Source organism: Mycolicibacterium arabiense (assembly GCF_010731815.2).
Classification (GTDB): Bacteria; Actinomycetota; Actinomycetes; order Mycobacteriales; family Mycobacteriaceae; genus Mycobacterium; species Mycobacterium arabiense.
This window is the reverse complement of record NZ_AP022593.1, coordinates 2,533,353-2,546,006: the sequence shown is the minus strand read 5'-3', so window position 1 is coordinate 2,546,006 and position 12,654 is coordinate 2,533,353. Positions and strand designations below refer to the sequence as shown.

Sequence of the window (12,654 nt, the reverse complement as noted above, 5' to 3'; positions counted from 1 at the left end):
TCCACCCTAGGACCTGGGCCCGACGGCCAGCACCGAATTAGGTGGGCCGACCGTGCTGTCGTACCGCCGTGCCACAGTGAGGGTGTGCCGGACGACTAGAGACAGGGAGCCACATGGCAACGGAGACCGCGGGAAAGCTGACCACCCGATTCGACGAGGCGCTCGCATACGCCTCGGCTCTGCACCGCACGCAGGAGCGCAAGGGCAGCGGCATCCCGTATGTCGGTCACCTGCTGTCGGTGGCGAGTCTGGTGATCGAGGGCGGTGGCACGGAGGATCAGGCAATTGCCGGGCTGCTGCACGACGCGGTCGAGGACCAGGGCGGCGCCCCGACGCTTGCCGTCATCCGGGAGCGGTTCGGCGACGGCGTGGCCCGCATCGTCGAGGAGTGCAGCGACACCGACCAGGTGCCCAAGCCGCCCTGGAAGCAGCGCAAGCAGCAGTACGTCGACCATCTGGTGTACGCGTCGAAGGAGACGATCCTCGTCTCGCTCGCCGACAAGCTCGACAATGCTCGCGCCATCCTGCGCGACTACCGCACCGACGGCCCGGCGCTCTGGGATCGCTTCAGTCAGAACGACCCCAAGGAGCACCTCTGGTACTACCGGTCGCCGCTGAACATTTATCAGCGGGCGGACGACACCTGGCTGGTCGCCGAACTCGAGCGAGTGCTCGACGAACTCGAGGAGTTGATCAACGCCGCAGAGGCGTAGCGCGGCCTGCGGCGTTCGGTCTAGTCGCGGCGGTTCGGTGATGGCGAGCCCTGCCACTGCCTCCCCCGACAGTGAACAAGGGTGTTGCCTCAGCCATCACCTCACGTCAGCAAGCGCAACATACCTGTGCTTCCGCTGGGAGTGGGATAACCGCTGACGGGGCCGCAAATACCTCGTTGCGACCTATCTCACTCATCGACGACGAGCGCCGCGCGGCGGATTCAGTTGCCGCTGGCGAACTCAGTGGGCAGACCTTCGATGCCGGCGCGGATGGCCTTGAGCGCCTCATCGCGGGCCTTGAGCTTGCTGGCTCGATGCGCCTTGACGTGCAGGGTGGCGGCGAACTCGGCCGCGACCTCCTGGGCACGCGACAACACGTTGCCTTCGTCGACGATCTCGTCGAGCCACCCGGCGGCCACGGCGGTGTCACCGGAGAACGTGGTGGCCAGTGCCACCGCACGCTGAAACGCGGCCCGCGTCAGCCGCATCCGCATGATCTCGATGGCCGAGATGGGCAGCACCATGCCGATGGCGACTTCGTTGGCTTGGCAGCGGGACCGCGGCGATCCGATCCGGTGGTCACCGCTGAGCAGCAGGAAGGAGCCCATGGCGATGGCGGGGCCGGTGGCCGCGATGACGACGGGCACAGGGAACGTCAGCAGCCGGATCGACAACTCGAACCCGCCGGACAGCATGCCCAGCGCGGCGGCCGCGTCACCCGAGTTGAACACCGACAGGTCGAAGCCGGCGCTGAGTACCCGCGAGTTCCCAGCGATGACGATCGCCTTGATCTCGCCGTCCGCCGCTGCCTTCTCGGCACGGTCGAGTGCCTCGTTCACGTGCTGTTGCATCGTGGGGGACAGCACGTTGACCTTGCCGTCGTCGAGCGTGATCGTCGCTACGGATTCGGTGCGCTCATACGTGACCGGGGTGCTCATCGACTCTCCCTGCTCGTGGATGTTCGCCGCCGATGTTACTGAGGCGCCGTGGCCGTCGATCGGGGGCAGCGCTCAGCGTGCGTTCACCCGGTGTCGGCCGGCGTCGCCCTTGTTGATCCACGGGAAGTCGAGTTCAGTCGTCTTGTCGAGCTGCGTTGTGCGCCAACGGTCTTGCGTCTCTTCCACCGCCTGCTTCATCCGTTCGATCTCGGCGCGGAACACGTCGGGCCGAGTTTCCTTCGACGCGTAGTGAAAGTAGGTCAGCACGTTGCGCAGCAGTTCGAGCTTCTGCTTCTCCCGCTTCGCCAGGTCGTGGGACGTGAGCAGTTCGAGGCGCTGTACGGGCTGCAGGGTCGCCCAGTCCAGGCAGACCTTCGATTCGAACGTCTGCCGTGTCCTCCACGCCCGCGACTTCTTGCCGCCGTCCGGACGCGGCCGGTCCGAGTACGTCACCGCGCCGTCGAAGCGTGACCGGATGGAGCCGCCGAGTTCCTCGCGGCTGATCGCCGAATCCCACACCGTTCGCCATTCCTGCCCGGGTGCGAGAAGTGGCAGTTCGCTGGGCAGATCCAGTTCGGTGACGTCGGGCCGTCCGTCGTGGGGGTGGTCCTCGTACACCGCGACCGTCGGATGGTGGGCGAAGTCGAAGCGGACGTCGTGAGCAGCAGTCTGTCCGAAGTTGCGGACCACCAGCTCGATCACGTGCCAGTCGGAGGGGTGCGGCTCCATGAACATGGCCACCTGTGGGCGCAGCTGTTCGGTCCTGAGCTGCCGATTCGCCTTGAGTTGCCGATGTGCGTAGATCACGACTGCGACGCCGAACAGCAGTGCTGCCCACGCGGCGACGGCGAGCCACCCCTGCGATCCCAGGCTGGTTACGTCAGCCCAACTGATGGTCATCGTCAGTCCCCATTGCCGTCGCGTGATCTTGGAGTTCGCCCAGGACACTACTGCTTCGCTGGCGGCTTCGTAAATTGATGGCGACGGAGTTTGCTGCGAGGCGGACTCGCTCGCGCCATGGGTGGGGCCTAGGCGGTGGCAGACGCCATTTCGTTTTCAGGGACGCTGACAGGCGCTCCCTCGGTCCGCGCCACCAGGCGTTCGCCTCGCGAGAGCCAGTCGCGGTCGGTCCACACGACCGATGCGGGGAGCCGACGCCAATACGCGGGGTGCGCCTGCAGGTACACCTCGACACTCGCATGCACCTTCGCGCCCGAGGGGACGCCCCGCAGCGGTAAGCCGCGGGCGCTGCCTGCCAGAGCATCGGCGTGTTGGGGCACCTCATGCCCGGTGCCTGCACGGAGTCGCAGCCCCGCGGTCTTCGCGCCGTCGGCGACCCAGTCGAAGGCGATGCGCCGCAACCCAACACATGCGCCCGGACCACCTGCGACGTCGCAATGGTCGCCACGGAACCATGCTTCCTCGATGCCGTCCGCTCGGACGGGCAACGGCCGTCGCACCAGCGATGGTGCACCGTCGGCCGCCAGCGCGAGCCGGCCTGACGCCACGACGAGAGGCTCGGCTGGCGGTGCGGGCATCGTGACCGGCCGGGCGGCGTCCCACAGGCCGAGGTACGCGGGCGCCTCGCATGATTCGCCGCCGACCAACGCTGCGACGACGTCGCGCACCGCCTGCCATTGCGCACCACTTCGGACGGTCCGGGGGCTGGAGTAGGCGCCGACGCAGAAGTCGACGAGGTCGTCGAGATCACTTGGCAGGACGCCGACCGTGTTAAGGAGCCGGACGAGCGCCTCGGCGCAGTAGCCGCCTCGTCCCGCGCCGAACACGAAGATGCGATCGCCAGGCTGCCAGTGTCGACGCAGGAAGGCGTACGCACCATCAAGTGCGGCGCGCTCATCGACGCGTGCGCCCGCACAGTGGCGGGTCACCGCTTCGGCGCAATACCAGCAGAGTTGATCGGGGGATTGATCCAACAGGCCAAACAGCGCCGTCGCGTTGGACGCCGAGCGTGCATCCGATGGCTCGCGAACGTGATCGAAGCACAGCACGACGTTCTTCATCGCTACCCCCGGATGACCACGAGTTCTCAATCCGCCGGAAAACCATTCTGCTGGACTGAGATCCACTTGTCAGGCGAATTGGACGATCAAACCGTCTTATCACGACGGAATCCTGCCTCCGAAGCAGGAGATGAAACGGAATCCGTCGCCAGTTAGGTCAGGACGAGGTACAGCACCACGGCGAGGATCAAGAGCAGGAGGGCCGCGGTGCCCAGCCAGAGGAGCCGGGCCCGGCCGGCTCCTGGACTCGTGGGGGCGTTCGGCACTGCGGGCGCCGGACTCTCTACCGGGTCGTGCCACGAGACCTGGGGTTGTTGATTCGACTGCCCGTAGGCCGCGTGCGTCGCCTGGTCGACGGGTGGCGGATTGGTGAACGCCGGCGGCTCAGTGGGTTCCAGTACCGACGGCGGCTCGGGCGCGGCCGGTGCCGGTGGTTCGCCGATCACCTCCGGGGACGGCGGCGGCGCGGGTGGTGTCTCGAACGAGCCTGAGGAGATGGACTCGAACGGTGGTGTCTCGAACGTCTCGAACGTGGGTAGTTCGAACCGCTCGGGCTCCGCGGGGTGCGCCGCGCGCCCGGTCGACTCCGAGTCGTCGGGTTCGGGATGCCGGCCGGCGGGCGTCGGCGGTGTCGTCATCGCAGGGTCCTCCCCGTCACGCGTCTGTCAAGACGCTGCGAATCGGGACACTAGCGCAGGGTCTGACGGGCGGCCATTCACGAGCAGGCCGGGGCGAGGCGTCAGGCGCCCATCACGGCACGCCATTGGTCGAGGTTGGTGGCGCGGTAGACGTAGTTCGTCTGCCGCACGTCGGACAGTGCCGCGCTCGGCTCGGCTGAATACCAGTGGCCGGGGAACACGGTCGGGTCGCCAGGCAGCTTGGCCAGTGCCTGAAGGCTGCGGAACATGTCGTCGACGTTGCCGCCGGGGAAGTCGGTGCGGCCGCAGCCCTCGAGGAAGAGGGTGTCGCCCGCGATGAGCCTTCGGTCGAGCAGGAAGCACTGGCTGCCGGGAGTGTGACCGGGGGTGTGCAGCAGTTCGATCTCGACGTCGCCGATGGCCACCTTGTCGCCGTGTTCGTGAGCGGTGAGGTCGCCGAGCGGGATGCCGGTGATGCGTGACACCCAGTCCGCCTCGTGGGTGTTGACGTGGACTGGCAGTTCGACGCGCTCCAGCAGTTCGGCCAGGCCCTTCAACTCGAAGCCCATCATCGACCCGCCGACGTGGTCGGGGTGATGGTGGGTGACCAGGACGCCGGACAGTCGCATCCCGTCGCTCTCGGCGATGTCGGCCAGCTCGTTGGCCGCGTAGGCCGGGTCGATCACGAGGCACTCGCCGGTGTCGCGGTCACCGATGAGGTACGAGAAGTTCCGCATCTGCTGGGCGATCGTGTCGCCGGCCGCGAAGTCGCGTCCGGACAGCAGCTGCCGGAAGTACAGACGGTCGTCGCCGGCGGGACTCGGGACCCCTGGATTCGCCATGCCGACAGACTATTGCCGGGCGTCGGGAACCAATGCGGGGCGCCCGCTGTTGATGTCTTCGGCACCGCCGCGAGGTGGGGTAACGATCGGCGGTTTGGCGAGCGAATCGGCGAGACTGTACCCTCTTTAAGGCCCTCGACATGGACTCGATCCACGCCGTAGGTCACGCCCCCTTAGCTCAGTCGGTAGAGCGTTTCCATGGTAAGGAAAAGGTCAACGGTTCGATTCCGTTAGGGGGCTCGGCGGGACACCGGGCGAGCGGAGCTTGGCTGGTCAGTCGGCCTGGCATGGCGGTGTAGCTCAGCTGGTTAGAGCGCACGACTCATAATCGTGAGGTCGGGGGATCGAGTCCCCCCACCGCTACAAGTAGTGACTGGGTTTCATCGAGCACCATTGAACTAAAGACATCGAAAGAGGCACTGACGTGGCGTCGAGTACCGACGTACGGCCCAAGATCACCTTGGCCTGCGAGGTGTGCAAGCACCGTAACTACATCACCAAGAAGAACCGTCGGAACGACCCCGACCGGCTCGAGATCAAGAAGTTCTGCCCGAACTGCGGTCACCACCAGCCGCACAAGGAATCGCGCTGACGGTCGACCCATGGGCCGAGCCCAGGGTTTGACCGGTTAGGTTCACTAACTGTGGCTTTGTCTTCGAGCATCGTCGGGAAGCGCTTCCGGTACCCCGACCACTACGTGGTGGGGCGCGAGAAGGTTCGTGAATACGCGATCGCCGTCAAGAACGACGATCAGGCGTTCCACGACGAGGCTGCCGCGGCCGAACTCGGCCACACTGCGATCCCCGCGCCGCTGACCTTCATCTCGGTCTTCGGCTACACGGCGCAGACGGCGTTCTTCGCCGACGCCAACATCGGGATCAAGGACGCCAAGATCGTCCAGGTCGACCAGGAGTTCAAGTTCCTGCGGCCGATCTACGCGGGCGACAAGTTGTACTGCGACGTCTCGGTGCACGCCGTTCGTCAGGCGCACGGTACGGACCTCATCGTGCTGAAGTGCGTCATCACGAACGAGGCGGGAGACGCCGTGCAGGAGTCTTATACGACCCTCGCGGGTCGTTCTGGGGAAACGGGAGAAGAGGGTTTCGACGATGGCGCTGCGTGAGTTCGATTCGGTGAAGGTGGGCGACCAGCTCCCCGAGCGGGTGATACCGCTGACCCGTGGGGACCTGGTGAACTACGCCGGCGTGTCCGGTGACCTGAACCCCATCCACTGGGACGACGAGATCGCCAAGCAGGTCGGCCTCGACACTGCGATCGCCCACGGCATGCTCACCATGGGCCTCGGTGGCGGGTACGTCACCTCGTGGGTCGGAGACCCCGCCGCGGTCACCGAGTACAACGTCCGCTTCACCGCAGTCGTACCCGTCCCAAACGACGGCGTCGGCGCGGAGATCGTCTTCAACGGCCGGGTGAAGTCCGTCGACCCGGAGTCCAAGTCGATCTCGATCGCGATCTCGGCCACCACGGGTGGCAAGAAGATCTTCGGTCGCGCGGTGGCCACGGCGAAGCTGGCGTAGTCATGGCTCTGAAGACCGACATCCGAGGCATGGTGTGGAAGTACCCCGACACGTTCGTCGTCGGGCGCGAGCAGGTCCGCCAGTACGCGAGAGCCGTCAAGGCCAACGACCCCGCGTCGGTCGACGAGGCCGCTGCGGCAGACATGGGGCACGACACCCTGATCGCGCCACTCACGTTCGCGTCGATCTTCGCGATCATGATCCAGAACCACTTCTTCCAGCACGTCGACGTCGGGCTGGAGACGATGCAGATCCTGCAGGTCGACCAGAAGTTCCTGTTCCACCGGCCGATCAAGGTCGGTGACGCTCTGACCGGAACCATGTACATCGAGTCGGTCGACGAGCGGTTCGGCGCCGACATCGTGGTGACTCGCAACGTTTGCGCCGACCCCGACGGCACGGTGGTCATGGAGGCCTTCACCACGCTGATGGGCCACGAGGGTGACAACTCGGTGTCGATGAAGTGGGACGCGGAGTCCGGCCAGGTCATCCGCACCGCGGCCACGAGCGCGCCGAAAGCGGATTAGTAAGTCGTAGATGGGCCGATGTACACTCGGTCCTCGGGGTTTAGCCCAATCCAGCGCGCTGTCCGCCGGTCGCGTATCGACCGATCGGGGAGCGCGCGAATTGTGTGAGACCACGGACGCCGGTTGGCCTGCCAACCGCGAAGGGGCGTAGCTCAACTGGCAGAGCAGCGGTCTCCAAAACCGCAGGTTGCAGGTTCAAGTCCTGTCGCCCCTGCTCAATTGAATACTCGACAGGCGTGGACACTGGAAGGTGACCACCCGATGAACACGAAATCCAATAGAGGGAGCATGCGGTGAGCGACGAGCGCGACAGTGCCGGCTCCGCAGGCGACGGCACCGACGAGACCGCCAAGGCTGACAGCGGCAAGACCGCCGTGGTGACTCCGCAGCGGCCGACTGGCAAGCGGACGCGACGCGAGGTCACGGGTGACACCACGCCCGTCACCGAGACTGGCACGACCAAGAATGGCGACGGCAAGAAGCCGAAGACCACGAAGAAGGACGGCCCGGGGCGCAACCCCATCGCGTTCGTCTTCAACTACCTGAAGCAGGTCGTCGCCGAACTTCGCAAGGTGATCTGGCCGAACCGCAAGCAGATGGTCAGCTACACCACCGTCGTGCTGGTCTTCCTGGCCTTCATGGTGGCGCTCATCTTCGGAGTCGACACCGGCTTCGCCAGGCTCATCGGCCTGATGTTCGGCTGACCCGAACCCCACGCGATGGGCTGAATAGTTTTGAGAGAGGACTGACACGTGACTTCCTTCGAGGGCGACACGCCTTCGGCTTCGGCTGTGTCCGACGCGCGCATCGCCGCGGCGGACCCCACGACGGTGATTGCCAGTAGAACTGCGGAATCACTGGAGTCGTCCACGGGTGAGGCTGTTGCCGAGGTTGCCGACGTCGTCGACGATGCCCCAGTGGAGGCCGACGAGCAGTCGGCAGACGAACCCGCGACCGCTGCCGAGGACGAGGTCGACGAGGACGAGGATCCCGCCGTCACCCTCAAGAAGGATCTGCGTAGGCGGCCCGGCAACTGGTACGTGATCCACTCCTACGCCGGTTACGAGAACAAGGTGAAGGCCAACCTCGAGACCCGCGTGCAGAACCTCGACGTCGGCGACTACATCTTCCAGGTCGAGGTTCCGACCGAAGAGGTCACCGAGATCAAGAACGGCCAGCGCAAGCAGGTCAATCGCAAGGTGCTGCCCGGTTACATCCTGGTGCGCATGGAACTCACCGACGAGTCGTGGTCCGCGGTGCGCAACACCCCTGGTGTCACCGGCTTCGTCGGCGCCACCTCGAAGCCCTCACCGCTGTCGCTCGACGACGTCGTGAAGTTCCTGCTGCCCCCGGCCGCGGCGAAGAAGCCCGGCAAGGCCGCGTCGACGTCCGCAGCCGCCTCGTCCGAGGCGACGCTCGAGCGTCCCGAGATCCTCGTCGACTTCGAGGTCGGCGAGTCGGTCACCGTCATGGACGGCCCGTTCGCGACGCTGCCTGCCTCGATCAGCGAGGTCAACGCCGAGCAGCAGAAGCTCAAGGTGCTGGTGTCGATCTTCGGTCGTGAGACACCCGTCGAGCTGACGTTCACCCAGGTCGCCAAGATCTAACCGGCGCCCGGCCCCAACAGAAGACCCCAGAAGAAGAGAAGGAACACCACTCGCATGCCCAAGAAGAAGAAGGTCACTGGGCTGATCAAGCTGCAGATCCAGGCCGGTGCGGCCAACCCCGCACCGCCCGTTGGTCCCGCGCTCGGCCAGCACGGCGTCAACATCATGGAGTTCTGCAAGGCGTACAACGCGGCGACCGAGTCGCAGCGCGGCAACGTCATCCCCGTGGAGATCACGGTCTACGAGGACCGCACCTTCACGTTCCAGCTGAAGACTCCGCCTGCCGCCAAGCTGCTGCTCAAGGCAGCTGGCGTCCAGAAGGGTTCCGGCGAGCCGCACAAGACCAAGGTCGCCTCGGTGACCTGGGATCAGGTGCGCGAGATCGCCGAGACCAAGAAGGAAGACCTCAACGCGAACGACATCGACCAGGCTGCCAAGATCATCGCCGGCACTGCGCGGTCCATGGGCATCACGGTCAAGTAGTACGAGTATTAGCAGTACCCACAGAAGGCGTGGGAGGGCCAGCTTCGGTCCGCTGACCACGGCTCCAACACAACGATTGGATATTCGATGAGCAAGACGAGCAAGGCATACCGCGAAGCCGCCGAGAAGGTGGACCGCGACAATCTGTACACGCCCCTGCAGGCCGCCAAGCTGGCCAAGGAGACGTCGTCGAAGAAGCAGGACGCCACTGTCGAGGTCGCGATCCGGCTCGGCGTCGATCCTCGCAAGGCCGACCAGATGGTGCGCGGCACCGTCAACCTGCCGCACGGCACCGGCAAGACCGCCCGCGTGATCGTGTTCGCCGTGGGTGACAAGGCCGAGGCCGCTCTGGCTGCCGGCGCCGACGAGGTGGGTAGCGACGACCTGATCGAGAAGATCCAGGGTGGTTTCCTCGACTTCGACGCCGCGATCGCGACGCCGGATCAGATGGCCAAGGTCGGACGCATTGCCCGCATCCTGGGCCCGCGTGGCCTGATGCCCAACCCGAAGACGGGCACGGTGACGCCGGACGTCACCAAGGCGGTTCAGGACATCAAGGGCGGCAAGATCAACTTCCGCGTCGACAAGCAGGCCAACCTGCACTTCGTCATCGGCAAGGCCTCGTTCGACGAGACCAAGCTCGCCGAGAACTACGGCGCAGCACTCGACGAGGTCCTGCGCGCCAAGCCCGCGTCGTCGAAGGGTCGGTACCTGAAGAAGGTCACCGTCTCGACGACCACCGGCCCGGGCATCCCGGTCGATCCGGCGGTCACCCGCAACTTCGCGGAGGCGTAGGCCCCCAAGCCCAGCCCTTCGCGTCTCGACGCACCGGACCCCCGCCACGCTCGCGTGGCGGGGGTTTTGCGTACGGAGGGTCAGTCGCGGGGCAACTGAACCGTGGTCACGAAGGCGCGGTGGTCGGTACCCGGTAGTTCGAGGGTGTGCGCCGACACCGCAGTGCAGTCGAGGGTCAAGACGTGGTCGATGCCCATGAACGACGGAATGCGACGGTTCGCGGGGTACGTGCGAACGAATCCCGTGCCCGCCTGCTCCGCGGCGTCGCGGTATCCGTTCGCGAGTAGATCGCGGAATGGTCGCATGTCGGTGGTGGCGTTGAAGTCTCCGCCGACCAGGACGGCGCCCCCGTCCGCCTGATCGGCGACGTCGGCGAGGGTGGCCGGAAACTCCGCGAGGTCCTTCTTCCAGTCGTCGATGGGCTGCGGCCACGGCGCGGCGAGGTGAACCGAGACGACCGTGGTGTCGCGGGCGACGCCGACGACGCGGATGCGCGCGCTCACCATCGGGAGGGCATGGCGGCCGATCCGTTCCTGCTGCGTGATCGGGTAGCGACTGTAGAGGCCGATTCCGGTGGCCTCCGGTCGGGCATCGAGGAACTCGTACGGGAAGGTCTGCCGGATTCCTGCCGCCGCCAGGCCGTCTGCAGCTTCCTGCGTGAATTCCTGAACCATGACGACGTCGGCCTGCACGTCGGCGGCACGAACGATCGCGACCGGATCGGCACGTCCGTACAGCATGTTGATGGTCATGGCACGCAGTGGTACGTGGTCTGCGTGGGTGTCGGTGTGGACGAACCACGGCAGTTGCGCGACGACGAGCGCGACCGAGAGGGCGGCGGCCACGACCGCGAACACCCAGCGATGGCCCCACGCGAACAGTGCGACGGCGAGCGGCCCGGCCGGGATGAGGTAGGGCGACGCGACGACGAGGTAGAGCACGGGATGGCTCGGTACGGGGGTGAACCGGACCGTGAGCGCGACGGCGGCGATGACGGCGAACCCGAAGCCGAGGATGGTGACCAGTAGGCGGGCGTTGCTCAAGCTTCCCCTTCGGTGGGTGGTGTCGGCATTGCGAGTATCCCGAATGCGGCTGAGAGGTGGGATGTTGCAGACTCGGTGCGTGGCCGTGCCCGTCAGGTGGAGCTTGAGCGTATTGGGCGTAGTGTGCGCCGCGATGATCAGTGTGCCGCCGGCTGGAGCCGAACCTCCGCCCGTGTCGCCGCAGGCGCGCGCCGCGGGCTTGGTCGACGTGCGCTCGATCGTTCCCGATGCCCGCATCGATCTGCGGTACGCCACGACCAACAACTTCGTCGGCGTCGCGCTGTACCCGGCCGACGCGCGGTGCCTGGTGCACGAGTCGCTCGCAGGTGGTCTCGAGATTGCGGCCGCCAAGTTTCGCGAGCAGGGCCTGCGACTCGTGTTCTGGGATTGCTACCGACCACACGACGTCCAGGTGCGGATGTTCGACGCGGTGCCGAACCCGAACTGGGTGGCCCGCCCGAGTGAGTTCGCGCGCAGCCACGAGGCGGGACGCTCGGTGGACGTCACGCTCGCCGACGGCCACTACGGCTGGCTGGTGGACATGGGCACGGACTTCGACGACTTCTCGCCGCGCAGCCTGGCGTATGCCATCGACGACGTGACGTCGGAACAGCAGGCGAACCGTGAGGTACTCCGAAAGGGCATGGAGGCAGGCGGTTTCGCGGTGTACCCCGGTGAGTGGTGGCACTTCGACGGACCGGGAGCGAAGGAGCCGCGGCCGATCCTCGACGTACCGGTGGCGTGACGGCTCGCGGCTACATCGCGGTCGCGGCCACGGGGGGCATGCCGTGGCAGCTCTTGAAGGTGGCACGACTCCCGCAGAAGCATGGATCCGTCCGGGGGATCGGCAGCATGTAGACGCGACCCTCCTCGATGATGGTCATCGCCTGCCGCAGCGTCGTGTCCGGAGCGGGTGTCTCGCGATAGGTCATCCACGCAATCGACACTGCAAGCGCACCCAGCAGCATCGCCAGTTTCGCCGCCTCCGTGTGATTCGCGTGGAAGCGCAGCCAGACGGCTACCTCGATGCTGTGGGCGCCAGCGGCCTTGGCGAGCTTCGTCGTGGTCGGCCGACCCGTTCGAAGCTCATCGTGCAGGACCCGTTGCAGTGCAACGAGTTCCCCCAGTGCCATGCGTTCGAGTGTCGCTACCAGCTGCTCGTCGTCTCGGTTCGCAAACATGTATCCCCCAATACATGAAGCCGCACCCCCGCGCGGATCAACAGATGGTGCCAGTCTTGGTGGCCGGTCGCAATAGTGAACGGGCTAGTTCCTCAGCGGTCAGCCGGCCTTGCGCAGATCGGCACCGATGCAGAAGTGCATCGAGTCGCCGAACGGGTGATCGCAGATGGAGCAGGCGCCGTCGTCATCCACGAACGGCTTCGACCCGCGGCCAATGAACACCCACGACGTCAACAAGCCAATCGACGATCCGTACAGTCGCACCAACACGAGTTCCCCCCAGAACGATCGAGCCGCGATGGCAGCTCCATGTCCACGACGGTAGAGG

Annotated in this window: 18 protein-coding genes and 3 tRNA genes; 13 read left to right on the top strand and 8 right to left on the bottom strand. The window is 66.0% G+C overall.

Features of this window, described 5'->3' with window-relative positions:
• Positions 1-113: 113 nt before the first annotated feature.
• Positions 114-713, top strand: coding sequence for an HD domain-containing protein (locus tag G6N61_RS13940; RefSeq protein ID WP_163919065.1), 600 nt, complete (start codon positions 114-116; stop codon positions 711-713).
• Positions 714-934: 221 nt separating this feature from the next.
• Here the strand turns inward: G6N61_RS13940 and G6N61_RS13935 are convergent, their stop codons facing one another.
• The 5 genes from G6N61_RS13935 to G6N61_RS13915 all read right to left on the bottom strand — a co-directional run bounded on the left by G6N61_RS13935 (position 935) and on the right by G6N61_RS13915 (position 5,152).
• The gene (locus G6N61_RS13935) at positions 935-1,651 is read right to left on the bottom strand and encodes a crotonase/enoyl-CoA hydratase family protein (protein ID WP_163919064.1); all 717 of its coding nucleotides are present in this window, start codon (positions 1,649-1,651) and stop codon (positions 935-937) included.
• Between the two features lie 72 nt (positions 1,652-1,723).
• Positions 1,724-2,551 carry a DUF8453 domain-containing protein gene (locus G6N61_RS13930; RefSeq protein WP_163919063.1) on the bottom strand — a complete coding sequence of 276 codons (828 nt, stop codon included), beginning with the start codon at positions 2,549-2,551 and terminating at the stop codon, positions 1,724-1,726.
• 128 nt (positions 2,552-2,679) lie between these two features.
• Positions 2,680-3,672 (bottom strand): phospholipase effector Tle1 domain-containing protein, encoded by a 993-nt coding sequence (locus tag G6N61_RS13925; RefSeq protein WP_163919062.1) that lies wholly within the window; start codon positions 3,670-3,672, stop codon positions 2,680-2,682.
• 152 nt (positions 3,673-3,824) lie between these two features.
• Positions 3,825-4,310 carry a hypothetical protein gene (locus G6N61_RS13920; RefSeq protein ID WP_163919061.1) on the bottom strand — a complete coding sequence of 162 codons (486 nt, stop codon included), beginning with the start codon at positions 4,308-4,310 and terminating at the stop codon, positions 3,825-3,827.
• Between the two features lie 101 nt (positions 4,311-4,411).
• Positions 4,412-5,152: an MBL fold metallo-hydrolase gene (locus tag G6N61_RS13915; protein ID WP_163919060.1), complete on the bottom strand. Its 741-nt coding sequence runs from the start codon at positions 5,150-5,152 to the stop codon at positions 4,412-4,414.
• A 167-nt stretch (positions 5,153-5,319) separates the two neighbouring features.
• Between G6N61_RS13915 and G6N61_RS13910 the strand changes: the two genes are divergently transcribed.
• The 11 genes from G6N61_RS13910 to rplA all read left to right on the top strand — a co-directional run bounded on the left by G6N61_RS13910 (position 5,320) and on the right by rplA (position 10,102).
• Positions 5,320-5,392: transfer RNA gene (locus tag G6N61_RS13910), tRNA-Thr, on the top strand.
• Between the two features lie 49 nt (positions 5,393-5,441).
• Positions 5,442-5,515: transfer RNA gene (locus G6N61_RS13905), tRNA-Met, on the top strand.
• 61 nt (positions 5,516-5,576) lie between these two features.
• Positions 5,577-5,744 (top strand): 50S ribosomal protein L33, encoded by a 168-nt coding sequence (gene rpmG, locus G6N61_RS13900; RefSeq protein WP_023985310.1) that lies wholly within the window; start codon positions 5,577-5,579, stop codon positions 5,742-5,744.
• A 51-nt stretch (positions 5,745-5,795) separates the two neighbouring features.
• Positions 5,796-6,275 (top strand): (3R)-hydroxyacyl-ACP dehydratase subunit HadA, encoded by a 480-nt coding sequence (hadA, locus tag G6N61_RS13895; protein WP_163919059.1) that lies wholly within the window; start codon positions 5,796-5,798, stop codon positions 6,273-6,275.
• Positions 6,262-6,690 carry a (3R)-hydroxyacyl-ACP dehydratase subunit HadB gene (gene hadB, locus G6N61_RS13890; RefSeq protein ID WP_163919058.1) on the top strand — a complete coding sequence of 143 codons (429 nt, stop codon included), beginning with the start codon at positions 6,262-6,264 and terminating at the stop codon, positions 6,688-6,690. The genes hadA and hadB overlap by 14 nt, the downstream gene beginning before the upstream one ends.
• A gap of 2 nt (positions 6,691-6,692) precedes the next feature.
• Positions 6,693-7,217 (top strand): (3R)-hydroxyacyl-ACP dehydratase subunit HadC, encoded by a 525-nt coding sequence (hadC, locus tag G6N61_RS13885; protein WP_163919057.1) that lies wholly within the window; start codon positions 6,693-6,695, stop codon positions 7,215-7,217.
• Positions 7,218-7,358: 141 nt separating this feature from the next.
• Positions 7,359-7,431: transfer RNA gene (locus G6N61_RS13880), tRNA-Trp, on the top strand.
• Between the two features lie 79 nt (positions 7,432-7,510).
• The gene (gene secE, locus G6N61_RS13875) at positions 7,511-7,921 is read left to right on the top strand and encodes a preprotein translocase subunit SecE (protein WP_163919056.1); all 411 of its coding nucleotides are present in this window, start codon (positions 7,511-7,513) and stop codon (positions 7,919-7,921) included.
• 48 nt (positions 7,922-7,969) lie between these two features.
• A complete protein-coding gene (gene nusG / locus G6N61_RS13870; RefSeq protein WP_163919055.1) occupies positions 7,970-8,824 on the top strand; it encodes a transcription termination/antitermination protein NusG in 855 nt (284 codons plus the stop codon).
• 54 nt (positions 8,825-8,878) lie between these two features.
• Positions 8,879-9,307 carry a 50S ribosomal protein L11 gene (gene rplK, locus G6N61_RS13865; RefSeq protein ID WP_163919054.1) on the top strand — a complete coding sequence of 143 codons (429 nt, stop codon included), beginning with the start codon at positions 8,879-8,881 and terminating at the stop codon, positions 9,305-9,307.
• An 87-nt stretch (positions 9,308-9,394) separates the two neighbouring features.
• Entirely contained in the window at positions 9,395-10,102 is a 708-nt protein-coding gene (rplA, locus tag G6N61_RS13860; RefSeq protein WP_163919053.1) for a 50S ribosomal protein L1, read from the top strand.
• Between the two features lie 80 nt (positions 10,103-10,182).
• Here rplA and G6N61_RS13855 read toward each other — a convergent pair whose 3' ends face one another.
• Entirely contained in the window at positions 10,183-11,145 is a 963-nt protein-coding gene (locus G6N61_RS13855; RefSeq protein ID WP_163919052.1) for an endonuclease/exonuclease/phosphatase family protein, read from the bottom strand.
• Positions 11,146-11,206: 61 nt separating this feature from the next.
• On the opposite strand from G6N61_RS13855, the gene G6N61_RS13850 reads away from it, so the two are divergent.
• Complete coding sequence (locus tag G6N61_RS13850) at positions 11,207-11,890, top strand: M15 family metallopeptidase (RefSeq protein WP_170314466.1); 684 nt, start codon at positions 11,207-11,209, stop codon at positions 11,888-11,890.
• A gap of 10 nt (positions 11,891-11,900) precedes the next feature.
• Here G6N61_RS13850 and G6N61_RS13845 read toward each other — a convergent pair whose 3' ends face one another.
• Both G6N61_RS13845 and G6N61_RS13840 read right to left on the bottom strand, forming a co-directional pair.
• Positions 11,901-12,326 (bottom strand): SEC-C domain-containing protein, encoded by a 426-nt coding sequence (locus tag G6N61_RS13845; RefSeq protein WP_163919050.1) that lies wholly within the window; start codon positions 12,324-12,326, stop codon positions 11,901-11,903.
• Positions 12,327-12,425: 99 nt separating this feature from the next.
• Positions 12,426-12,596 (bottom strand): hypothetical protein, encoded by a 171-nt coding sequence (locus G6N61_RS13840; protein WP_163919049.1) that lies wholly within the window; start codon positions 12,594-12,596, stop codon positions 12,426-12,428.
• Positions 12,597-12,654 lie beyond the last annotated feature (58 nt).